Raw genomic sequence first — 22,540 nt, forward strand, 5'->3', positions numbered from 1 at the left:
GGGAGCGTTATGAGCGATAACTCACATATCCGGATCCTCGATCCCCGGCTGGCCAACCAGATCGCCGCGGGCGAGGTGGTCGAGCGGCCGTCCTCGGTGGTCAAGGAACTGGTCGAGAACGCCATCGACGCCGGCGCGCGCCGCGTCGAGGTGGAGCTGGAGTCCGGCGGCGCCCGGCTGATCCGGGTGCGCGACGACGGCGGCGGCATCGACGAGGACGACCTGCCGCTGGCGCTGTCGCGTCATGCCACCAGCAAGATCGCCTCCCTCGAGGACCTCGAGGGCGTGGCCAGCCTCGGCTTCCGCGGCGAGGCGCTGGCCTCGATCAGCTCGGTGTCGCGGCTCGAGCTGGTCTCCAATACCCAGGACGATCCCACCGGCGGCTGGCGGGTGGTGGTCGAGGGCCGGCGCATGGAGCCGCGGGTCACGCCGTCGCCGCATCCGCGCGGTACCTCGGTGACGGTGCGCGACCTGTTCTTCAACACGCCGGCGCGGCGCAAGTTCCTGCGCACCGAGAAGACCGAATTCGGCCACGTCGAGGAGGCCTTCCGCCGCCAGGCGCTGTCGCGGCTGGATGTCGGCTGGGTGCTGCGCCACAACCAGAAGACCATCCATCAGCTGCGCCCCGGCGGCGATCTGGTGGGCCACGAGCGTCGCCTGCAGGCGCTGCTCGGCAAGGGCTTCCTGGAGAACGCCCTGCATCTGGACCTCGAGACCGGCGGGCTGCGCCTGTGGGGCTGGGTCGGGCTGCCGACCCATTCCCGGGCCCAGGCCGACCAGCAGTACTTCTTCGTCAACGGCCGGGTGGTGCGCGACCGGCTGGTGGCCCACGCCATCCGCCAGGCCTACCGTGACGTGCTGTTCCACGGTCGCCATCCGGTGTTCGTGCTGTATCTCGAGGTCGACCCGACGGTGGTCGACGTCAACGTGCACCCGACCAAGCACGAGGTGCGCTTCCGCGACGGGCGCATGGTCCACGACTTCCTGTTCTCCAGCCTGCACCGGGCGCTGGGCGAGGCCCGTGCCGGCGCCAGCGCGGGCGGTGAAGCGGAAGAGGACGAGGCCAGCGAGGCCGGTGTCGCCACGCCGGGCGAGGCGTCCCCCCAGGCCAACGAGGTCCGCGAGGGGGCGCCCCAGCCCGCCTGGCAGCAGCAGCCCATGGCGTTGCACGGCCGCGCGGAGGAGGGCGAGCGCAAGGTCTCGCCGGATCGCGTGCGTGCCTTCATGGAGGGCTATCGGGCGCTGCATCCCGAGCACGAGGAGAGCCTGCTGACGCCCCAGCCCGCCGCCCCGGGCGCCGGCGGGTCCGCCGCCGACGTGGCGCTGGCCGAGCGCCAGGCGCGCGCGCCGTTCGGCGCCACGGTCGCGGCGCCCGCCGAGAGTCCGGGTTCGCCGGAATCGACGCCCCAGGCCGCGCCGCGGCCGGCGATGCCGGAAGCCGATGCCACCAAGGCGCCGCCGCTGGGCTACGCCGTGGCCCAGCTGCACGGCGTCTATATCCTGTCCCAGACCGAGCGCGGGATGGTGATCGTCGACATGCACGCCGCCCACGAGCGCATCGTCTACGAGCGCATGAAGACTCAGGTGCACGGTGGGGCCGGGGGCGAAGGAGGATTGCAGGCGCAGCCGCTGCTGGTGCCCGTCTCGCTGGCCGCCAGCGCCGCCCAGGTGGCCACCGCCGAGGCCGAGCACGAGGCCTTCGCCCGGCTCGGCGTGGAACTCGACGTGGCCGGCCCCGAGACGCTGCTGGTGCGCCAGGTGCCGACGCTGCTGGTCGACGCCGACGTCGAGCCGCTGATCCGCGACATGCTGGGTGACCTCGAGCGCTACGGCCGCTCGGACCGCCTCGAGGCGCACATCAACGAGCTGCTGGCCACCATGGCCTGCCACGGCAGCGTGCGCGCCAACCGTCAGCTGACGGTCGAGGAGATGAACGCCCTGCTGCGCGACATGGAGATCACCGAGCGCAGCGGCCAGTGCAACCACGGTCGGCCGACCTGGACCGAGCTGAGCATGAAAGAACTGGATCGCCTCTTCCTGAGAGGTCAATAAACGACGATGCATGACACCCGCCCACCCGCCATCTTCCTGATGGGCCCCACCGCCGCGGGCAAGACCGACCTGGCCATCGAGTTGCACGAGCGGCTGGGCTGCGAGCTGGTCAGCGTCGATTCGGCGATGGTCTATCGCGGCCTCGACATCGGCAGCGCCAAGCCCTCGGCGGACGAGCTTGCGCGTGCGCCGCATCGGCTGATCGACATCCGCGACCCGGCCGAGCCCTACTCGGCGGCGGAGTTCCGCGAGGACGCGCTGCGCGAGATGGCCGAGATCACCGCGGCCGGGCGAGTGCCGCTGCTGGTCGGCGGCACCATGATGTACTTCAAGCGCCTGGTCGAGGGCGTGGCCAACCTGCCGTCTGCCGACGCCGAGGTGCGCGCCGAGCTGGAGCGCGACGCCGAACGCCTGGGCCTGGCCGGCCTTCACCGGGAACTGGCGCGGGTCGACCCGGCCGCCGCCGAGCGCATCCATCCCAACGACCCCCAGCGGCTGATGCGGGCGCTGGAGGTGTATCGCGTCAGCGGTCGATCGCTCACCGAGCTGTGGCACGAACAGCGCCCGGAAACCTTTTCCTGGCGGCCGCTGTCGATAGGGCTCGCACCCGCCGATCGCGCCGTGCTGCACGCCCGCATCGCCCGGCGTTTCGACGCCATGCTCGAGGCCGGCTTCCTCGACGAGATGGCCGCGCTCAAGGCGCGCGGCGATCTGACGCCGGACCTCCCGTCGATGAAGAGCGTGGGCTATCGTCAGGGGTGGGAATACCTCGAGGGCGAGGTCGACCGTGCGACCTTTCGTCACCGTGGCATCGTCGCCACCCGGCAGCTGGCCAAGCGGCAGCTGACCTGGATGCGCCGCTGGCCCGAGCTGCACTGGGTCGACAGTCTGGGCGCCGCGCCGCTCGACGAGCTCCTGAAACTGGTGCGCGAATTCGGGACTTAGCGTAAGATGGTCGTTTCGAGCGGCCGTACGACCGGGCTCATCGGTTACCCGTGTCGCCCCCGGACGGGGCGAGCACAGAATGATCAACTCCAGAAACAATTCAGGGAGAGCAACATGTCCAAAGGGCAGTCCCTTCAAGATCCGTACCTGAACATCCTGCGCAAGGAGCGCATTCCGGTCTCGATCTTCCTGGTCAACGGCATCAAGCTGCAGGGCCAGATCGAATCCTTCGATCAGTTCGTGATCCTGCTGCGCAACACCGTCAGTCAGATGGTCTACAAGCACGCCATCTCCACCGTTGTGCCGTCGCGCAACGTGCGGCTGCCGGCCCCCGACGCGCCGTCGGAAAGCAACGCGTGAGGTATTGATTGTTTTTTGAACGTCCCGACGCCGGTGAGACGGCGGTCCTCGTCCATGTCGACTTCCAGGACGAGCAGGAGCGCGAGGATCCAGGCGAGTTCCTCGAGCTCGTGCGCTCGGCCGGCGCGGAGCCGGCCACCCTGCTGACCGGTTCGCGCAACCGTCCCGACCCCCGTTCCTTCATCGGTTCGGGCAAGGTCGAGGAGCTGCGCGAGGCGCTGCAGGTCCACAAGGCCGAGCTGGTGATCTTCAACCACGCGCTGAGCCCCTCCCAGGAGCGTAACCTCGAGCAGTCGCTCAAGTGTCGCGTGCTCGATCGTACCGGCCTGATCCTCGACATCTTCGCCCAGCGGGCGCGGACCCACGAGGGCAAGCTGCAGGTCGAGCTGGCCCAGCTCGAGTACATGTCGACGCGCCTGGTGCGCGGCTGGACCCACCTGGAGCGCCAGAAGGGCGGCATCGGCCTGCGCGGTCCCGGTGAGACCCAGCTCGAGACCGACCGCCGCCTGCTGCGCGGGCGTATCAAGGCGATCCACAAGCGCCTCGACAAGGTGCGCAGCCAGCGTGACCAGAACCGGCGGGCGCGCTCCCGCGCCGAGGTCCCAAGCGTCTCGCTGGTCGGCTATACCAATGCCGGCAAGTCGACGCTGTTCAACGCCGTGACCGCCTCGCAGGTCTATGCGGCCGACCAGCTGTTCGCTACCCTCGACCCGACGCTGCGGCGCCTGGAGATCGAGGACGTGGGGCCGGTGGTGCTGGCCGATACCGTGGGCTTCATCCGCCACCTGCCGCACAAGCTGGTGGAGGCCTTCCAGGCCACCCTTCAGGAGGCCGCCGAGGCCAGCCTGCTGGTGCACGTGATCGACGCGGCGGACGCCGACCGCGATCTCAACGTGAGCCAGGTGGAAGAGGTGCTGGACGAGATCGGTGCCCTGGACGTGCCGACGCTCAAGGTGATGAACAAGATCGACATGTTCGACAGCGCCCCGCGCATCGAGCGCGGCGCCGACGGCATGCCCGAGACGGTGTGGCTGTCGGCCCGCGACGGCAAGGGCCTGGAACTGTTCGAGCAGGCGCTTTCCGAGTGCCTGGCCGATGACATCATCGACTTCGACGTCACCCTGGAGCCGCACCAGGGCAAGCTGCGTGCCGGCCTGCACGAGCTGGGCGCGGTGCGCGAGGAACGCTTCGACGAGATGGGCCGTACCCAGCTCGAGATCCGCCTGCCGCGTCGCGATTTCCTGCAGCTGATGGCACGGCTCGGCGAGCGCGCCGATGACTACCTGCCGGAGGCGCTGCAGGATCGCCCCCTCTGGGAGCAGTGAACGGGGAACCGCAAGGCGCGGATGAGACAGGAACGAGCCCGGAACGGCGAGCCCGGAATCACGAGCACGTAATAAAGAGTCGCCTTCGGGTGCCGACACACCAGGGTCGGCACCACAAGGATCGCAACCGATGCCCGTCGCGCCGCAGCGCGCGGCGGAACGCAACGCAGAGTGGAGACGACGTATGGCCTGGAATGAGCCCGGTGGCGGCGGCAACCAGCACGACCCCTGGAGCGGGGGAGGGCGCCGCGGCGGTAACGGCGGCGGTGGCAACCGCGGCGGTGGCGGCAACAATCAGGGGCCGCCCGACCTCGACGAGGCCCTGAAGAAGTTTCAGGACAAGCTCAACGGCATGCTGGGCGGTCGCGGCAAGCGCGGCGGCAACGGTGGCAAGGGCGGTGGCGGCGGCAAGCCGCGCAACGCCTTCGCGCTGCCCGGCCTGCTGCTGATCGTGGCCCTGGCCATCTGGGCCGCGTCCGGCTTCTACCTGGTCGACCAGTCCGAGCGCGGCGTGGTGCTGCGGTTCGGCAAGTTCCAGGAAGTGGTCACCCCCGGCCTGCAGTGGAACCCGCCGCTGATCGATGACGTGCGCATGGTCAACGTGACGCGGGTGCGCTCGGTCAGCCAGACCCAGTCGATGCTCACCCAGGACGAGAACATCGTCTCCGTCGAGATCTCGGCCCAGTACCAGGTCGCCGATCCGCGCGGCTACGTGCTCAACGTGCGCAATCCGGAGCTCTCGCTCGAGAACGCCCTGGACAGTGCGCTGCGCCACGTGGTCGGCGGCACCGACATGATCGACATCCTGACCTCCGGCCGTGAGATCCTCGGCACCGCGGTGGCCAGCCGCCTGCAGTCCTACCTGGACAGCTACGGCACCGGCATCCGCCTGCAGACCCTGAACGTCGAGTCCACCTCGCCGCCCGACGCGGTGCAGGACGCCTTCGACGACGTCATCCGGGCCCGCGAGGATCGCCAGCGCACCATCAACCAGGCCATGGCCTATGCCAACGCCGTGATCCCGGCCGCCCAGGGCCAGGCCCAGCGCATCGTCGAACAGGGCCAGGGCTATCGCGAATCGGTGGTGGCCGAGGCCCGCGGTCAGGCCAACCGCTTCAACGCGCTGCTGACCCAGTACCAGGATGCGCCGGCGATCATGCGCGAGCGCCTCTACCTCGACGCCCTGACCGACGTCTACGGCGACACCGCCAAGGTGATGGTCGACGTCAACGACGACGCGCCGCTGATGGTGCTGCCGATGGATCGCTTGAGCCGCGGCGGCACCGGCGCCGCCGGCAGCCAGGGCGACGACCGCGTGTCGATGGACCCTCAGCTCCTCGAGCGCCTGAGCGCCAGCCAGGCCGACGGCAGCAGTGACAGCCGCAGTGCTCGCAGCAACGGAATCAGCCGGGAGGGCCGTTAACGATGATCAATAACCGTTCCCTGCTCATCGTCGGCGGCCTGGCCGCCGTGGCCTGGCTGGCCAGCAACAGCCTCTACGTGATCGACGAGACCGAACGCGCCGTGAAGTTGCGCTTCGGTGAGGTGGTCGAGGAGAACATCCAGCCGGGTCTGCACTTCAAGATCCCGATCACCCAGACCATCCGCAAGTTCGACACCCGGGTGCTGACGCTGGATACCGATGCCAGCCGCTACCTGACCCTCGAGCAGAAGGCGGTGATCGTGGACTCCTACGTCAAGTGGCAGGTGGTCAACCCCACCCGCTACTACGAGGCCACCGCCGGTGACGAACTGCAGGCCGTGCGGCTGATCCAGCCGCGGGTCGACGAGAGTCTGCGTAACGAGTTCGGCCGTTTGAACCTCTCGCAGATCATCTCCGAGCAGCGCGACGAGCTGATGACCGGGCCCACCGAGGAGCTCAACGATCTGATGCGCGACGAGCTCGGCGTGGCGATCCTCGATATCCGGGTCAAGCGCATCGACCTGCCCGAGGACGTCTCCTCGGCGGTCTACGACCGCATGCGCTCCGAGCGCGAGCGCGAGGCCCGCGAGTGGCGTGCCCAGGGCCAGGAAGAGTCCGAGCGCATTCGCGCCAACGCCGACCGCCGCCGTCAGGTGCTGCTGGCCCAGGCCAACGAGCGTTCCGAGACCCTGCGCGGTGAGGGCGACGCCGAGGCCGCGGCCATCTATTCCGAGGCCTACGGCAAGGACGAGGAGTTCTTCTCCTTCTGGCGCAGCCTGGATGCCTATCGCTCGAGCTTCGAGGGCGACGGCAACATGCTGGTGCTGGACCCGTCCAGCGACTTCTTCCAGTACCTCAAGAGCCCTAGCGCGCCGCGTAGCGAGTAAGCGCGGCGAGTGACGGCCCGGGCGGGGCGCCCCGCCCGGGTCTTCGCGGGGTTCCTCCTGCCGCCAAACGTGATAGACTCCTGTAACCGGGCGTGGCCCGGTTTTTTTGTGGCCGTTTTTTGTGGCCGACCACTCCCGGCATTCCCCTCCGGCGCTCCGCCAGGCGTGTGATTCACCCTGCCGCCAGGCTTGCCGAAGGCCAATCATCGTCTTGCAGGAAGAACGACATGACCATCGCTGACCGCTGGCTACTGCCCGACGGCATGGACGAGGTGCTGCCTCCTCAGGCCAGCCGCATGGAGGAGCTGCGCCGGGCGTTGCTCGATCTCTACCATCGCTGGGGCTACGACCAGGTGATGCCGCCCCCCGTGGAGTTCCTCGACTCCCTGCTCACCGGCACCGGCACCGAACTCGATCTGCAGACCTTCAAGCTCACCGACCAGATGACCGGTCGGATGATGGGCGTCAGCGCCGATGTCACGCCCCAGGTGGCGCGCATGGATGCCCACTCGCTGAAGCGCCAGGGCCCGGTGCGGCTGTGCTACTGCACTACCGTGCTGCGCGCCAAGGCCGACCCCCATCAGGGCGGTCGCAGCCCGGTGCAGGTCGGTCTCGAGCTGTTCGGCCACGCTGGCCTGGAGGCCGACATCGAAATCCTGCGCCTGGCGCTGACCAGCCTGCAGGTCGCCGGCGCCGGGGAGATCCACCTGGCGCTGGGCCACATCGGCATCTACCGTAGCCTGGTGGAAGCCGCCGAGCTGAGCGCCGAGCAGGAGAAGGCGGTGTTCGAGGCCCTCGAGCTCAAGTCGCCCGGCGAGCTGGCCGCGCGGGTCGAGGAAAGCGTCAGCGATCCGGCCATGGCGGCCATGCTGTGCGCCCTGGGCGAGCTGCACGGCGGTCCCGAGGTGCTGGAGCAGGCCCGCGAGGCCTTTGCCGAGGCGCCCCAGGCGGTGGGGGCGGCGCTCGATCAGCTGCGTGCCCTGCACGCCGGCGTGGTCGCCGAGCACCCCGACGTGGCGCTCTACTTCGACCTGGCCGAACTGCGCGGCTACCAGTACCACACCGGCATGATGTTCGCCGCCCACGTGCCCGGCTACAGCCAGGCGCTGGCCAAGGGCGGCCGCTACGATGACACCGGTCGCGCCTTCGGTCGCGCCCGTCCGGCCACCGGCTTCTCCCTGGAGCTCAAGCTGCTGGCCAACCTGGTGCCCAGCGAGCCGCCCCATGACGGCATCTGGGCGCCGGCCGAGGGCGAGGGCCTGGCCGAGGCCATCACGGCCCTGCGCGAGCAGGGCGAGCGGGTCGTCCAGGCGTTGCCCGGGCAGCGCACCGGTCCGCAGGAACACCGCTGCCGGCGGCACCTGGTTCCCGCCGACGGCGGCTGGCAGGTCGCGCCGCTGGCCGCGGCCAGCGATCAGGCCTGATCTCAGGCAGACACGATATCGGCACCGCCCGACGCTGGCGGCGCAGCAACGAGAGACGAGCAAATGGGCAAGAACGTAGTCGTACTGGGCACCCAGTGGGGTGACGAAGGCAAGGGCAAGGTCGTCGACCTGCTCACCGAGTCCGCCGGCGCCGTCGTGCGCTTCCAGGGCGGTCACAACGCCGGTCACACCCTGGTCATCGATGGCGAGAAGACCGTCCTGCACCTGATCCCTTCCGGCATCCTGCGTGACGACAAGACCTGCGTGATCGGCAACGGCGTGGTGCTGTCGCCGGAGGCGCTGCTCGAGGAGATCCGCGAGCTGGAAGCCAAGGGCGTGCCGGTGCGCGAGCGCCTGCGCCTGTCGCCGGCCTGCCCGCTGATCCTGCCGTACCACGAGCGCCTCGACCAGGCGCGCGAGAAGGCCCGCGGCGTGGCCAAGATCGGCACCACCGGTCGCGGCATCGGCCCGGCCTACGAGGACAAGGTCGCCCGTCGTGGCCTGCGCCTGGGCGACATGCTGCACCGCGAGCGTTTCGCCTCCAAGCTCGGCGAGGTGCTGGACTACCACAACTTCGTGCTGACCAAGTTCCACGGCGAGGAGCCGGTGGACTTCCAGCAGGTGCTCGACGACGCCATGCGCATGGCCGACGAGCTGCGCTCCATGGTCTGCGACACCGTGAGCCTGGTGCACGACGTGCGCAAGGCCGGCGACAACATCCTGTTCGAGGGCGCTCAGGGCTCGCTGCTGGACATCGACCACGGCACCTATCCGTTCGTGACCAGCTCCAACACCACCGCCGGCGGCACCGCCACCGGCTCCGGCGTCGGCCCGCTGTATCTGGACTACGTGCTGGGCATCACCAAGGCCTACACCACCCGCGTCGGTTCCGGCCCGTTCCCGACCGAGCTGTTCGACGAGCACGGCCGCCACCTGGCCGAGAAGGGCCACGAGTTCGGCGCCACCACCGGTCGCGCGCGCCGCTGCGGCTGGTTCGACGCCGTGGCGCTGCGACACGCCGTGCAGATCAACTCCGTGTCCGGCATCTGCCTGACCAAGCTCGACGTGCTCGACGGCCTGGAGAACATCCGCGTCTGTGTGGGCTATCGCAGCAAGGACGGCGAGCTGCTCGACAACCCGGTGGACTCCGAAGGCTACGAGGCCATCGAGCCGGTCTACCAGGACCTGCCGGGCTGGAGCGAGTCGACCCTGGGCATCAAGAGCGTCGAGGCGCTGCCGGCCAATGCCCGCGCCTACATCAGCTTCCTCGAGGAGCAGGTGGGCACTTCCATCGACATCATCTCCACCGGCCCGGATCGCAACGAGACCATCGTGCTGCGCAATCCCTTCGGTGAGTAAGCCGTTCGCTGAATGAGCGCCGCGGCGGGTAGGCCTTCGGGCCTTCCCCGAACGACGACGGGCCGGCAGGTAACTGCCGGCCCGTCGTCGTCTGTGGCCTCTCGGTATGAGAGGCCGAGCGGTATCAGCGCTCGGCCGATGCCACCTGCAGCGCCTGCATGGCGTCCTGGTCGGACAGCAGGTCATGCAGCGTCTGGGCGGCCATCTCGCCGTCGCCGTCCATCACCTCGTCGAGCCACAGCAGCGCCTGCTCGCGGTTGGCGTTCTCGAGCCCGTTGGCGGTGAGATAGGCCTTGGCCAGGGCCAGGCGCGCGGTCTCGTGGCCCTGACGCGCGGCTTCCAGCAGGTAGTCGGCGCCCTGACGAAGATCCTGGCCGAGGGTCTCGCCGCGCAGCAGCTCCCGGCCAAGGGTGGCCTGGGCGCCGGCGTGGCCCTGCTCGGCGGCCTGTTCGAGCAGGCGGCGTCCGCGAGCGGCGTCGACGCTCATGCCGCCTTCCCCGCGCAGCAGCGCGGTGCCGAGCAGGGTGCGCGCCGAGAGGCTGCCGGCCTCGCTGGCCTGAGTGAGCCAGGTCTTGGCCTGCTGCGGATCGGGCTCGACGCCCTTGCCTTCGAGATAGGCGGCGCCGAGGCGCTGGGCGGCATAGTCGTTGCCGGCCTCGGCGGACTCGCGCAGCAGCTCGATGCCGCGCTGGGTGTCCTGGGCGACGTGCTCGCCCTCGAGCAGCGCATCGGCCAGGGCCAGGCGGGCACCGCTGTTGCCGCGGGCGGCGGCCTGCTCGAGCAGGCGCATGCCGCGCTCGGGGTCGGCGCTGACGCCCTCGCCGGTGAGCAGCAGCTTGCCCAGGTCGCCGCGGGCCCCGACGTGGCCGCCGGCGACGGCTTGCTGCAGGTAGCGGGCGCCCCTGGCCGGGTCGCGTGCCACGCCCTTGCCCTCCAGATACATCCGCCCCAGATCGGCGCTGGCGCCGGGATGGCCCTCGCTGGCGGCGCGCTGCAGCCAGGAGCGCGCGGCGCCCAGGTTCTGCTGCACGCCGCGGCCGTTGAGGAAGGCTTCGCCGAGCCGCGCCATGGAGCCGGGGTGGCCGTCTTCCGCGGCCTGCACCAGGGCATTGATGTTGCCGGCCTTGCCCTGGTCGTAGCGCAGCCGTGACAGGGCATCCTCGGCCGAGCCGTGCCCGGCCTCCCGGGCGCGGTTCAGCCACTCGCTGGCCTTGCCCAGGTCGCGGGGCACGCCGTCGCCCTTGCGGTAGGCACGGCCCAGCACCACCATCGCGTAGGCGTCACCCTCGCGGGCGGCCTCCTCCAGCAGGGCGACGCCGCGCGAGGGCTGACGCTGCTGGAGCGTGCCCTCGAGATAGCCGGCGCCCAGCGCCGTCTTGGCGGAGGCGTCGCCGGCGTCGGCGGCCCGTGTCAGCAGCTCCTCGGCCTTCGACGGATGGTAGGGCAGCACCTCGCCTTCCAGGTAGGCCTCGCCGAGCATGCGCAGGGCGGCGGTCTGGCCCTGGTCGGCGGCGTCCTTCAGCAGGGCCTCGGCGCGCTGGCCGTCGGCCGGCACGCCGTTGCCTTCCAGGTACATCTGCCCCAGCTGCTGGGTGGCGTAGGGATGGCCCAGCTCGTTGGCGCGCTCCAGGTACTCGCGCGCCTGCATCGGCTGGCTGGCATGGCCCTCATCGCCGAGGTAGTAGGCGCCGAGCAGCGCCAGCGCCAGGGCATCGTCCCGTTCGCCGGCCTTCTTGAGCAGTTCGACGCCGCGGCGCGGATTGGCGGGCAGCCCCTCGCCCTCGAGCAGGGCGCGACCCAAAGTGACCTGGGCATCCACCGAGCCCTGGGCGATGGCCGCGCTCAGCCAGTGCTGGGCCCGCTCCGGGCTGGCGGGCACGTTGGCATTGCCTTCCAGCATCAGCTTGCCCAGCGTTTCCATGGCCGAGGTATCACCGTCCAGCGCGGCCTGCTCGAGCATCGCCAGGCCACGCTGGGGCGCGTTGCCTTCCACCAGCGCGCGTCCGGCGCGGCTCAGGGCGCCGGGATCGCCGGCCTCGGCGGCCTTGTTCAGCCAGTGCATGTGGCGCTGGGGCTGATTGCCCATCAGGCCGTCTTCGGCGAACACGCCGGCCAGCTGATTCATGGCGCCGACGTCGCCGGCGCGGGCGTCCTGCTCCAGCAGCTCGGCGTAGCGCTGGGCGTACTGGCTGGCCAGGCCGCGATCTTCCGCCAGCCAGCCGCCGGGACCGTGGGCCTTGGCCAGGGCCTCGAGGGCGGTGGCGTTGTCGGCCTCCGCGGCGCGCCGGTAGAGCGCCGCGGCCTGCTCGGGGTCGGCCTTGACGCCGTTGCCGCCCTCGACGAGCAGCTCGGCCATGGCGGCCTGTGCCCGGGGGCCGACCTCTTCCTCGATGGCCTGCTGGATCAGGTAGTAGGCGAGCACGTCGTTGCGCTCGACGCCGCGCCCTTCGCGGTAGAGCTTGGCCAGGTTCAGCGAGGCGTTACCGGTGATGTAGGAGGGCGTCTTGATGGCCTCGGAATAGAGCCGTGCCGCGCGCTCCGGATCGGGGGGCACGCCCTTGCCCTGATCGAAGATCTTGGCCATCTCGTAGTAGCCCTTGGGCAGCCCCTTCTGCATCAGCGTCTCGAGCTCGGCGATGGCCTGCTGGCTGCGGCCCTGCTCGAGCAGCTGTTGAGCCTTCTCCACGGTGTTCTTGTGCATCCATTCCAGGGTGCGCGGCTGCCCGCCGTCGAACCAGTCCGCATACTGAGGCGGCACGGGAGCGGTGACGTGGGCGTCGGGCTGCGGCGTGGTGGCGCAGCCGCCGAGCCAGGCCACGAGGGTGGCCGAGACGGCCAGTCTCAGACCCGTGGGCTGGCGAGGGGATGAGATGTCGCGTGGAATCTGGATCATGATGTCGGTTTGCCTCGAAGTGATGGATGAACGTCGGGGCGAGCGTTCACTGCTCGCTCAGGCCCTTGAACGCGGCGTCCTCGCGCTGGGTCTCATCCATGACGATGTTCTGCTGGGCGTCCGGGGCCATGAAGTAGAGCGTCATGTAGCCGCCGGCACTGCGGTTGTAGATGGGACGCTGACGCTGGACGAAGTCGGCGATCCGCGAGTCGTGGTAGCGGGTCTGGTAGATCTCCATCCAGGCGAAGTACTGGTTGTCCTTGAGGAAGCCGGTGTACTGCTCGTGGGGCGCCATGTCGCCGAGAGCGGCCGGGTCCTCGAAGATATCCAGGGCGAAGTCGACGGCGTCGTGGATGCGGTGGCCGTCCACTTCCAGATCGAAGATGTCGTAGCCCTGGCGCGCGATGACCTGCATGTTGGTGATCAGGTAGAGCAGCGCGTAGTTCTGGTAGTGGGTCGCGCGGCGGCCGCGGGCGATCTCCATGGGCAGGGCGCCTTCGTCGGTGATGTCGTGCAGCGCGGAGTAGATGGCGCTGACGCCGAAGCGGAACAGCTCGTTGTCCTCGGTCAGCACGCCGACCATGCTGGCGTATAGGGCCCGGCGGTAGAAGTGGTTGTTGCAGCAGCTGTTGCCGGGCTGCCCCTGGATGTTGGAATGCTGATGGGCCAGCTCGTTGAGCCAGGCCTCGATCCGTTCGCGCTCCTCCCGCATGCCCTCGATCTCGGGGCGCACCACCGAGTAGGCCATGGCCGCGGCGAAGATCATCGACTCGGTGGCGAACCAGGCCTGGGGTTCCATGGAGTCGTAGTAGAAGTTGGTCAGCGCCTCGTCCTGGGACCACTTGTCGAGGAAGCGCACCAGGCATTCGGCGTAGTACGCATCGCCGGTGGCGACGTAGCTGCCGGCCAGGTGCGAGACGTTGTCCTCGAACTGGAACAGCGGCTCCGAGGCCAGCTCCCACTCCTTGGGGCTGGGGTAGTAGCCTGGAATCCGCATGCGGGTGTCGATCGGCTTGTACTGCAGCAGCTGTGAGCAGCTGGTGCCCGTGGACAGCTGATCGATCTCCTGCAGCAGGATCGCGTTGTCGGTGCCCTCGAGCAGCGCCATGCGTTTCTCGACGTCGAAGTAGGAGGCGTCGGGGGCCGTCACCTCGTAGTTCGACAGGTCGAGCTCGGCGCGTTGCTCGAGGGTCATGGCCTGGGCCGTGGACAGCCCGCCCGCGCCCAGCCCGCACAGGGCCAGGGACAGGCCGGCGAGCAGACGATGGGGCAGGGCGCCGCGGCGTGGGCCGGTGGAGAGGGACAGGGACATCGGGATTCCTCGGGATCAGGATCGGGGGGCATAGAAGCGGAAGCCGGCGAAGTCGGCGTGCTGGTCGCGCGGCGTGCGCCAGTCCTTGCCGTGCCCGCCGAAGAAGGTGGAGAACATCAGGCCGTCGATGGTCACCGACTCGCTGGTGCGATAGACGATGCCGCGCTGTTCGAGGATCGGATGGCCGTCCACCCACACGCGGGCCATGCCGTTGTCCTGGCCGGGATCGTTGAGAATGATCTCCTGCTCGAGGGTCACCCACTGGCCGGTAGGGAAGGTCCAGCGGCCGCGGCCGACCGACTTGCCGTAGTCCTCGTCCTGGTCGACGGCATATTCGTACAGCTCGCCCTGGCCGTTGGCCCGCCACATGTAGCGCATGGAAAAGCCGTTCTCGCCGTCGGCCTCATCGCCGCCGCTGGGCGCCTCGCCGCCGTACAGCCCGGGCAGCTTGCCGCCCTTGACGAAGTCGAAGCCCGGCTCGAAGCGCACCCGGTACTGCAGGCAGGCGCGCTCGGCGCCGGCCAGGGCATCGGGGGCGGCGTAGAAGCCGGCGCCGCCCTTCTCGGTGTCGCCGGGTGACGAGGTGCCCTCGGGATAGTGGATGCGCAGGCCGGCCTCATCGAGGCCGGTCTCGCCGGCGGCAAGGCGCTCGGCGTTCTCGGTGCCCCAGTCGCGCTGGGTGCCGAAGCCTTCACGGATGGCGGCCTGGGCATCCTCGGCCTGCCGGGCGGGGGAGGGCGCGGCGACCTGCGGATAGCGGGTCGAGCAGGCGGCCACGCTCGGTGCGGTGATCGCGGGCCCCTTGCCCTCGGCCAGGGCCGGGGCGCTCAGGCCGGGCAGCAGGGCTAGCATCAGCAGGGCCAGGGGGCGTTTTCTCGGGATGACGTGTTCGGCTGACATATCGGGCTCCGGTCGGGGGCCGCCGCGAGGGCGGCCGGGATGTCCTCGTGAGAGGCCGCGCGGGCTTAGCTCGCCTGGCGTTCGCTGTCGGCGAGCGGTGTCTCGTCGTTGGCACCGGTGACGCTGTCGACCAGGCCGCCGATCAGCTGGCCGACCGAACGGGCGCCCTGCCAGACCCACTCGGCGGCGCTGCCGACCAGCGGGGTCTCGGTGAAGCGCACGTCCACCGGGGTGCCGACGCTGTCGGCCGGTAGCGGCTCCTCGGGCACCAGCAGCACGCTGGCCACGTTCTGCTGCTGACGCACCCAGCTCGGGAAGCCGGCGCGTGGCTGGCGCTCGATGTCCAGCGCGACGCTGCGTACCCGGGCACTGATCGGGCCGGCGGTGTTGGGCAGCGAGATGTAGGCCTGCTGGTCCGGGCCGATGCGGTCGATGTCGTCCATGTGCACCAGGGCCTCGACCATGATGTCGTTCTCGCCGGTGCGGATGAGCGTCATGATGCGCTCGCTCTCGTTGATGTAGGTGCCGTCGGAGCTGCTCAGCGCCCAGGCCACCAGGCAGTGGCAGGGGCTGTAGACCTCGTTCTGTGACTGGCGAGCCTCCAGGGCGGTGATCCGTGAGTTCTGGAAGTCGCGTGCGGTCTCGAACTGGTCGATGCGCGCCCGGGCGATCTCCGGTGACACCGTCTCGAAGCTCACCGATTCGCCGTTGGCCGGCTTGGCGGAGTTGGCCAGGCTGACCTGGCTGGCGCCGCCATCGATGTTGTTCTGCAGGTTCTCGATCAGCTGGCTGTTGTAGCTCTGGGCGGCCTGGGCGAGGATCAGGTCCGATTCGAGATCGACGTTCTTGACGCTGGTCAGCTTCGCGTCGCGCTCGACCCGATCGCCGGCCTTGAGGTCATGGGCCTGCAGGATGCCCGGACCCGGCGCGCGGATGTCGATGCGCGGCGCGGTTACCGCGGCGAAGCTCGGCTCGATCAGCATGAAGTTGCGATAGGCGGTGGCCGCCGCCACCAAGCCCAGCACGCCGATGGCCATGAACAGCGCGACATAGCGGCCCAATGGCTTGGGCGGACGCTGGGCCGGCTGCGGCTGGCCGGCGCCGCCGCGCTTGCGGGGCGTCTGCGGGTCCTCGCCGGACATCATGCCCTCGAGGTCCATCTCGCGGCCGCTCAGGCTGGCGCGGATCAGGCGGCGCAGCAGTTCCTGGTGGCCGGGGCTGATGTCGGTGAACTCGAAGCCGGCGGTGTAGCCCTGCTCGCCGGTCGTGCAGTGCCGGCACTCGGCGGACACGGGCACGGTCATCTCGGCGCCGCCGGCCTGGATCAGCAGTGAGGCCTGGACCCGGGCGCCCTCGCGGATCGGCCGCTGGCTGCGGATCGCGAAGCCGCCCTGGGACAGGTCGACGCCGTCGAAGACCTGGCCGTCGTCCATCTTGACCTGGAAGGCACGTTTTACACGCAGGTAGCGCCGTTCGTCGCGGCGCTCGTGGGCGATGCCGGCGCCAGGCGTCTGGTCAACGCCCCGGCCTCGATGGCCTGCCTGGCCGCGGCTGTCGTGGCTGTCCTGGCGCCGATCGCCCAGGGTGGGCTCGCTTCGATCGTGGTTGTCGGCGTAGTAGTCGGTCATGGGGAGTCTCTCTCCAATGGTTGCCTCCCGGCGGCGTCCTGCGAGGTCAGGAGCGGCCGGGTTGCACGCTGATAGTCAGGTCGACGAGGGCCACCTTGCGGTCGTCGAGCTCGAGGGCGCAGCCCTGTGTCGTGTGGCAGGTCGCGGTCCCGTCCCGGGCGATGACGCGGCCATCGGCATCATGGACATGGCGGGCCAGTGCCGGACTGATCTCGAGCGTGGTGGGCTCGTCGCCGGGCGCGCCGGTGAGGCGCTCGGTCCGCATGCGCTCGGTGTTGGCCACGATCTCCAGCAGGTTCTCGTCCAGCGTGAGCCGCGACGGCGGCAGCGTGACGTCACCGCTCGGAGCACCGTCGGCGAGGGTCATGGCCAGCCAGCGATTGTCCGTGCCGGTCCCCGCCTGGCCCTCGGCGGCGGGGCCATGGAGGATGGCCATGGCGGTGCGATCCGGTGGCTGCAGCACGCCGGTGGCCAGCACCAGCACGTAGAGCATCACGGCGACGAAGGCGCCGTGCAGCACGTGGCCCATGCGACGCTGGCGGGTCACCGCGGCCGGGTCGTCCGGCTCGCCGGCGGAGATCCCCTGGCGGGACCATTTCTGGCGATTGAAGCGGAAGCTGACGTAGGTCTTGAGCAGCGCGCCGAAGACCTGGTTGTAGTAGATCAGCGGAATCCACAGCAGGCTGAAGCGACCGCGCTGCCAGGCCAGGATCAGCGTCGAGATGCTGCGCGTGAACAGGATCCACAGCGCGTAGGCGAAGATGAACGAGGGTCGCACGAACAGGGTCACCAGGATCGCCACCGTGGGACCGATCAGGGTCGTCCACATGGAGAGCCGCTGGTCGACCAGGCTCCACCAGGTGAACATCCCCATCGGGCGCGGCCCCAGGGCGATCGCCCGGCCGCTGGTGCGCAGCATGTTGCCGTACCAGCGTCGCATCAGGTCGGTGGTCGACTTGAAGAAGCGTCGGCGGTCCGGCAGCTCCTCGAAGCCGGTGACGAAGACGTCGGGCAGATACAGCATCCGCCAGCGGTGCTTGAGCAGCCAGTACCAAGTCGACTTGTCGTCCCCCGAGAGGAACTTGAAGTTGCCGAAGCGCCAGTGGTCGACCCGGTCGTTCTCCACCAGTTCGATGAAGCTCGGCTGGGTGGCGAGGTCGAGGCGGAAGGCGCTGTAGCGCCCGGTCAGCACCAGCAGGCGCCGCGACACCGAGCCGGAACTCATCACCAGATGGCGCTGGGCATAGCGCAGGTCGTACCACTCCTTGGTGGCGTCGCCGCCGGTGACGATGGCGCTGTTGTTGGTGGTCAGCGCGCCCAGATCCTCGTTGGTGCGGAAGAACGACAGCGAACGCTCGAGGGTCCGGGGCTCGAGCAGGATGTCGCCGTCCATCGAGACCAGCAGGGCGTCCGGGGCCGGGGCGCGGCGCGAGATGGCACGCAGCACTTCCGCCATGGCCGAGCGCTTGCCGTCCCCCTTCTGGAACATGTAGCGCAGCTCGACGTTGCTCGGCCAGCCGAGGTCCTCCATCACGTGGGTGATGATGTCGACATCGGTGCGGTCGGCCAGCGAGGCGAAGATGGTGGTCGGGACGCCGTAGTCCCGGACCTCGCGCACCAGCGCCTCATAGACGCGATAGCTGACGTCGGCATCGATGCGGAACGAGGTGCACAGCACGTACAGCTCGCTGGGCTTGCCGGCCTCGCCGGCGGCGTCCGCCGCGGCACGCAGCCGCGGGAAGACGCGCCGGTTGTACCACACCGAGCGCAGCGCCTGGACGAACCACCAGGAGTAGCGCCAGGCGCCGATGGCCCCGATGGCGAAGAAGAAGCTCTTCGACGCCGGCGAGAAGACCTCCGACGGCAGCTCGGAGAGCAGCAGCACCAGCAGGGCCAGCAGCAGCAGCAGGGCGGTGACCTCCGTCACCTTGCTGGCGACGGAGGTGTGGTCGGGGAGCTTCGACATGGCGAGGCCTCAGGCGACGACGGGGCGGACGGAGGCGCCTCGGCCGATGGCGTAGTAGGTCAGCCCTGCCTCCTTGGCGCTCTCGGGCGAGAACAGGTTGCGGCCGTCGATCACCACCGGCTCGACCAGGCGCTCGCGGAGCTTGACGAAGTCGACGGTGCGGAAGGCCTTCCACTCGGTGCAGATGACCAGCGCATGGGCGCCCTCGAGGGTCTCGTCGCGATGCTCGGTGAGGTCCAGGTCTTCGCGGTTGCCGTAGATCCGCAGGCACTCCTCGGCGGCCTCGGGATCATGGGCCTGGACCCGGGCCCCGGCCTGCCACAGGGCCTCCATCAGCGCACGGCTTGGCGCCTCGCGCATGTCGTCGGTGTTGGGCTTGAAGGCCAGGCCCCACAGCGCGATGGTCTTGCCGGCCAGGTCGCCGTCGAAGGCGTCGCTGACCATCTCGAACAGGCGGCTCTTCTGGCGCGCGTTGACCTGCTCGACGGCGTTGATCAGGTGGGCCGGGTGACCGGTGGCCTCGGCGGTGTGGGCCAGCGCCTTGACGTCCTTGGGGAAGCAGGAGCCACCGTAGCCACAGCCCGGATAGATGAAGTGGTAGCCGATGCGCGGATCGCTGCCGATGCCGTGGCGCACTTCCTCGATGTCGGCGCCCAGGCGCTCGGCCAGGTTGGCCATCTCGTTGATGAAGCTGATCTTGGTGGCCAGCATGGCGTTGGCGGCGTACTTGGTCAGCTCGGCGCTGCGCACGCCCATGAACATCAGCTTGTCGCGCTGGCGGTTGTAGGGGCCGTAGCACTCGCGCATGACCTGGCGCACGCGTTCGGACTCGGTGCCCACCACGATGCGCGAGCCGCGCGAGAAGTCCTCGATGGCGGCGCCTTCCTTGAGGAATTCGGGGTTGGAGCAGACGTCGAACTCGATGTCCGCGCCGCGGGCCTCGAGGGTGGCGGCCACGGTGCGCTCCACCTTGCTGGCGGTGCCGACCGGTACCGTCGACTTGTCGACGATGATGCGGTACTCGGTCATGTGGGTGGCGATGGTCTCGGCGACCTTGAGCACGTGACGCAGGTCGGCGCTGCCGTCCTCGTCGGAGGGCGTGCCGACGGCGATGAACTGGAGCAGGCCGAACTCGACCGCGGCCTTGGCATCGTTGGTGAAGTGCAGGCGGCCGGCGTCCAGGTTCTGGTGGATCAGGGTCTCGAGGCCGGGCTCGTAGATCGGCACTTCGCCCTGGCTGAGGCGGGCGACCTTGTCGGCGTCCACATCGACGCACATCACTTCGTGGCCGACGTCGGCGAGGCAGGCGCCGGTGACGAGTCCTACGTATCCGGAACCAAAGATGGTGATCTTCATGGGCGTCTTGCTCCTGGTCATGGTCGGAAACGAACGTCATGTCCCTGGCCCCCGTCGGGGAGCGAGAGTCACGGACGATCATGGATCTGCCAGGGAGAGGGGCAAGCATCGGGCCGTAATAATAAAAAGCTATATATATCAATATATTACGCGATGCTTGGCCGTGGTGTGGCCGTGTGGCGACTCGCCTGTGGCGTGTGGAGAGAGGAAAAGCGTCGCGATCAGCCAACAACATGCCGTGTCGGTCGGCGAGGGAGGTGGGATTCGAGGCGCCGTCGGCGTCGGCTGTCGCGCTCTGACATCACCGGCGGGAACTGTCGCAAAGGCCCGCACCGCATGGCCTGTGCGTGATCGGGTGACGGGGGAACGACATTACATTAGGTAAGGAATATGTACGGGTGTTGCATCGTATCGACACCCGGCCCGGATCGGCGCCATGGCGTGACGCCCGGGAACGACGCCCCAACGAAAAAGGCGGCCCGAAGGCCGCCTCTTGGTGCGTCAGGGAAGCGCTCAGGTTCCCTTGGGCTCGCTTCTCAGCGCCTTGACCAGCGCGAAGCAGCCGATCAGCAGGACGATGGTGAAGGGCAGGCCGGTGGAGACGGCCGCCGTCTGCAGGGCTGTCAGGCCGCCGCCCAGCAGCAGGGCGATGGCGATGGCGCCTTCGATGATCGCCCAGAAGATGCGCTGGGGCTTGGGCGCGTCGACCTTGCCGCCGGCCGTGATCGAGTCGATGACCAGCGAGCCGGAGTCGGAGGAGGTCACGAAGAACACGATCACCAGGATGATGCCGACGAAGGAGGTGATGGCCGCCAGCGGCAGCTCACCGAGCATGGCGAAGAGCTTGATCTCCAGCGCGGCGTCCTGGACGCCCTGGAAGCCGTCGGAGATGACCTGATCGATGGCGGTGCCGCCGAAGGCGGTCATCCACAGCACCGAGACCAGGGTCGGCACCAGCAGCACGGCGGTCAGGAACTCGCGCACGGTACGGCCGCGGCTGACGCGGGCGATGAACATGCCGACGAACGGTGACCAGGAGATCCACCAGGCCCAGTAGAAGGCGGTCCAGCCCTGGCTGAAGTTGGCGTCTTCGCGGCCGAACGGCATCGACAGCGCGGGCAGGTTGACCGCGTAGGCGACCAGGTTCTCGAAGAAGCCGGTGGCGATCAGCAGGGTCGGGCCGACGACGATCACGAAGGCCAGCAGCAGGAAGGCCAGCACCATGTTGAGCTGCGACAGGCGCTGCACGCCCTTGTCGACGCCCAGCATGATCGAGCACAGCGCCACGGCGGTGATGCCCATGATCAACAGCACCATGGTGATGTTGCTGTTGGGCACGTCGAACAGATAGTTGAGGCCGGCGGCGGCCTGGGAGGCGCCGAGGCCCAGCGAGGTGGCCAGACCGAACAGGGTGGCGAACACCGCCAGGATGTCGATCAGGTGTCCCGGCCAGCCCCAGACGCGCTCACCCAGGATCGGGTAGAAGATCGAGCGAATGGTCAGCGGCAGACCCTTGTTGAAGGCGAAGATCGCCAGGGACAGGCCGACGATGGCATAGGCGCCCCAGGGGTGCAGGCCCCAGTGGAAGATGGTGGCGGCCATGCCCAGCTTCTGGGCGGCGGCCTCGTCACCGGCGGCGGCGCCCAGCGGCGCCCAGTCGGTGCGTACGCCGTTCTCCATGCTGGTGCCACCCAGGGCTGTGCCGAAGTGGGTCAGCGGTTCGGAGACGCCGTAGAACATCAGGCCGATGCCCATGCCGGCGGCGAACAGCATCGCGAACCAGCCGGCATAGCTGAAGTCCGGCGTGGCATGGGCGCCGCCGATGCGCACCTTGCCCAGCGGCGATAGCACGATGCCGAGACTGACCAGCACGAAGACGTTGCCGCCCAGCAGGAAGACCCAGCTCAGGTTACCGGTCAGGAAGCTGAAGATGGTGTCGAAGACCGGCTCGATCTCGGCCTGCAGGGCCAGCGTCAGGATCACGAAGACCAGGATCACTAGCGACGACACGGTGAAGACCTTGCCGTGCAGATCGACATCGAGGCCGAACTTGTTGGTTCTGATGTTGTCCTGACCGATCACGTAATCGGTATCGATCAGGTTGGCCGGGCCTTCCGGGGCGGGAATGCCCTCACCCGGGCCGCCCTCTTGGGCTTTGTTGTCGTTCGTCACGGGATCTCTCCTTGTTGACGTCGAGGAACGAGTGGGGCGCATCAGTCCTGGGGGCGGACCAGAAATACCGATGCGTCGGTATGGGTGGCGATCTTGCCGCCGTGCGAGGGAAGCACGACATCCAGGTGCTTCGGGGGATGGGTCTGCATGATCACCAGATCGGCGCCTTGCTCGTCGATCGCCTCGACCAGCACATCATCCAGATCGGCGGTGGGGTCCGGACAGACCAGCGCCTTGGCGCTGACCGGCTGGCCGTGGACCTGGGCGCGCTCCTGGGCGAAGGCTTCCAGTTTCTGCTGGTACTCGTCCGGGGTGCGGGCCACGCTGCCTGGGGTGTTGGCGATGACCGCCACGTAGCAGACTTCCGCACCGTAGTGCTTGGCCTGATCGGCGACGACCTGCAGCGATGGTTCGAACACGTCGGGATGTGCCAGGTCCACCGGCACCAGAATCTTCTTGAACATGCCTGCGCTCCTTGTGGGTTGCGTCCGCGCTCACACGCTCAGTGTGGCCGTTGGACGACGATTTGGGAGTCCCG

16 protein-coding genes are annotated in these 22,540 nt (G+C 68.9%); 8 read left to right on the top strand and 8 right to left on the bottom strand.

Translation table 11 applies throughout. The annotated features are described in order from the left end of the window. Positions 1-9: 9 nt before the first annotated feature. From mutL to CVH10_RS09465, 8 genes are all read left to right on the top strand, one after another. Positions 10-2,052: a DNA mismatch repair endonuclease MutL gene (gene mutL / locus CVH10_RS09430; RefSeq protein ID WP_106488502.1), complete on the top strand. Its 2,043-nt coding sequence runs from the start codon at positions 10-12 to the stop codon at positions 2,050-2,052. A gap of 6 nt (positions 2,053-2,058) precedes the next feature. Beyond that, positions 2,059-2,997: a tRNA (adenosine(37)-N6)-dimethylallyltransferase MiaA gene (gene miaA / locus CVH10_RS09435; protein ID WP_106488503.1), complete on the top strand. Its 939-nt coding sequence runs from the start codon at positions 2,059-2,061 to the stop codon at positions 2,995-2,997. Positions 2,998-3,111: 114 nt separating this feature from the next. After that, a complete protein-coding gene (hfq, locus tag CVH10_RS09440) occupies positions 3,112-3,357 on the top strand; it encodes an RNA chaperone Hfq (RefSeq protein WP_016855436.1) in 246 nt (81 codons plus the stop codon). Between the two features lie 8 nt (positions 3,358-3,365). Beyond that, entirely contained in the window at positions 3,366-4,682 is a 1,317-nt protein-coding gene (gene hflX / locus CVH10_RS09445) for a ribosome rescue GTPase HflX (RefSeq protein ID WP_035598046.1), read from the top strand. A gap of 184 nt (positions 4,683-4,866) precedes the next feature. Continuing rightward, a complete protein-coding gene (hflK, locus tag CVH10_RS09450) occupies positions 4,867-6,105 on the top strand; it encodes an FtsH protease activity modulator HflK (RefSeq protein WP_106488504.1) in 1,239 nt (412 codons plus the stop codon). 2 nt (positions 6,106-6,107) lie between these two features. Next, positions 6,108-6,992, top strand: coding sequence for a protease modulator HflC (hflC, locus tag CVH10_RS09455; RefSeq protein ID WP_035598040.1), 885 nt, complete (start codon positions 6,108-6,110; stop codon positions 6,990-6,992). Between the two features lie 227 nt (positions 6,993-7,219). Continuing rightward, positions 7,220-8,416 carry an ATP phosphoribosyltransferase regulatory subunit gene (locus tag CVH10_RS09460; RefSeq protein WP_035598038.1) on the top strand — a complete coding sequence of 399 codons (1,197 nt, stop codon included), beginning with the start codon at positions 7,220-7,222 and terminating at the stop codon, positions 8,414-8,416. A 63-nt stretch (positions 8,417-8,479) separates the two neighbouring features. Next, positions 8,480-9,775, top strand: coding sequence for an adenylosuccinate synthase (locus tag CVH10_RS09465; RefSeq protein WP_035598036.1), 1,296 nt, complete (start codon positions 8,480-8,482; stop codon positions 9,773-9,775). A 124-nt stretch (positions 9,776-9,899) separates the two neighbouring features. On the opposite strand, the gene CVH10_RS09470 is transcribed toward CVH10_RS09465, so the two are convergent. From CVH10_RS09470 to CVH10_RS09505, 8 genes are all read right to left on the bottom strand, one after another. Further along, positions 9,900-12,668, bottom strand: coding sequence for a tetratricopeptide repeat protein (locus CVH10_RS09470; RefSeq protein WP_106488505.1), 2,769 nt, complete (start codon positions 12,666-12,668; stop codon positions 9,900-9,902). Between the two features lie 46 nt (positions 12,669-12,714). Further along, positions 12,715-13,980 (bottom strand): alginate lyase family protein, encoded by a 1,266-nt coding sequence (locus CVH10_RS09475; RefSeq protein WP_369335763.1) that lies wholly within the window; start codon positions 13,978-13,980, stop codon positions 12,715-12,717. 15 nt (positions 13,981-13,995) lie between these two features. Continuing rightward, positions 13,996-14,880: a polysaccharide lyase gene (locus CVH10_RS09480; RefSeq protein WP_035598031.1), complete on the bottom strand. Its 885-nt coding sequence runs from the start codon at positions 14,878-14,880 to the stop codon at positions 13,996-13,998. 65 nt (positions 14,881-14,945) lie between these two features. Next, the gene (locus tag CVH10_RS09485) at positions 14,946-16,508 is read right to left on the bottom strand and encodes a PilZ domain-containing protein (protein ID WP_106488506.1); all 1,563 of its coding nucleotides are present in this window, start codon (positions 16,506-16,508) and stop codon (positions 14,946-14,948) included. Positions 16,509-16,554: 46 nt separating this feature from the next. Next, positions 16,555-18,474 (bottom strand): glycosyltransferase, encoded by a 1,920-nt coding sequence (locus CVH10_RS09490; RefSeq protein ID WP_106488507.1) that lies wholly within the window; start codon positions 18,472-18,474, stop codon positions 16,555-16,557. A 9-nt stretch (positions 18,475-18,483) separates the two neighbouring features. Next, positions 18,484-19,830, bottom strand: a complete 1,347-nt coding sequence (locus CVH10_RS09495) for a UDP-glucose/GDP-mannose dehydrogenase family protein (protein WP_106488508.1) — start codon at positions 19,828-19,830, stop codon at positions 18,484-18,486. Between the two features lie 513 nt (positions 19,831-20,343). After that, on the bottom strand, positions 20,344-22,002 hold the full coding sequence (locus tag CVH10_RS09500) for a BCCT family transporter (protein WP_035598021.1): 1,659 nt from the start codon (positions 22,000-22,002) through the stop codon (positions 20,344-20,346). A gap of 41 nt (positions 22,003-22,043) precedes the next feature. After that, positions 22,044-22,466, bottom strand: coding sequence for a universal stress protein (locus CVH10_RS09505; RefSeq protein WP_106488509.1), 423 nt, complete (start codon positions 22,464-22,466; stop codon positions 22,044-22,046). Positions 22,467-22,540: the final 74 nt, after the last annotated feature.

Source organism: Halomonas sp. ND22Bw (assembly GCF_003011945.1).
Classification (GTDB): Bacteria; Pseudomonadota; Gammaproteobacteria; order Pseudomonadales; family Halomonadaceae; genus Halomonas; species Halomonas halophila.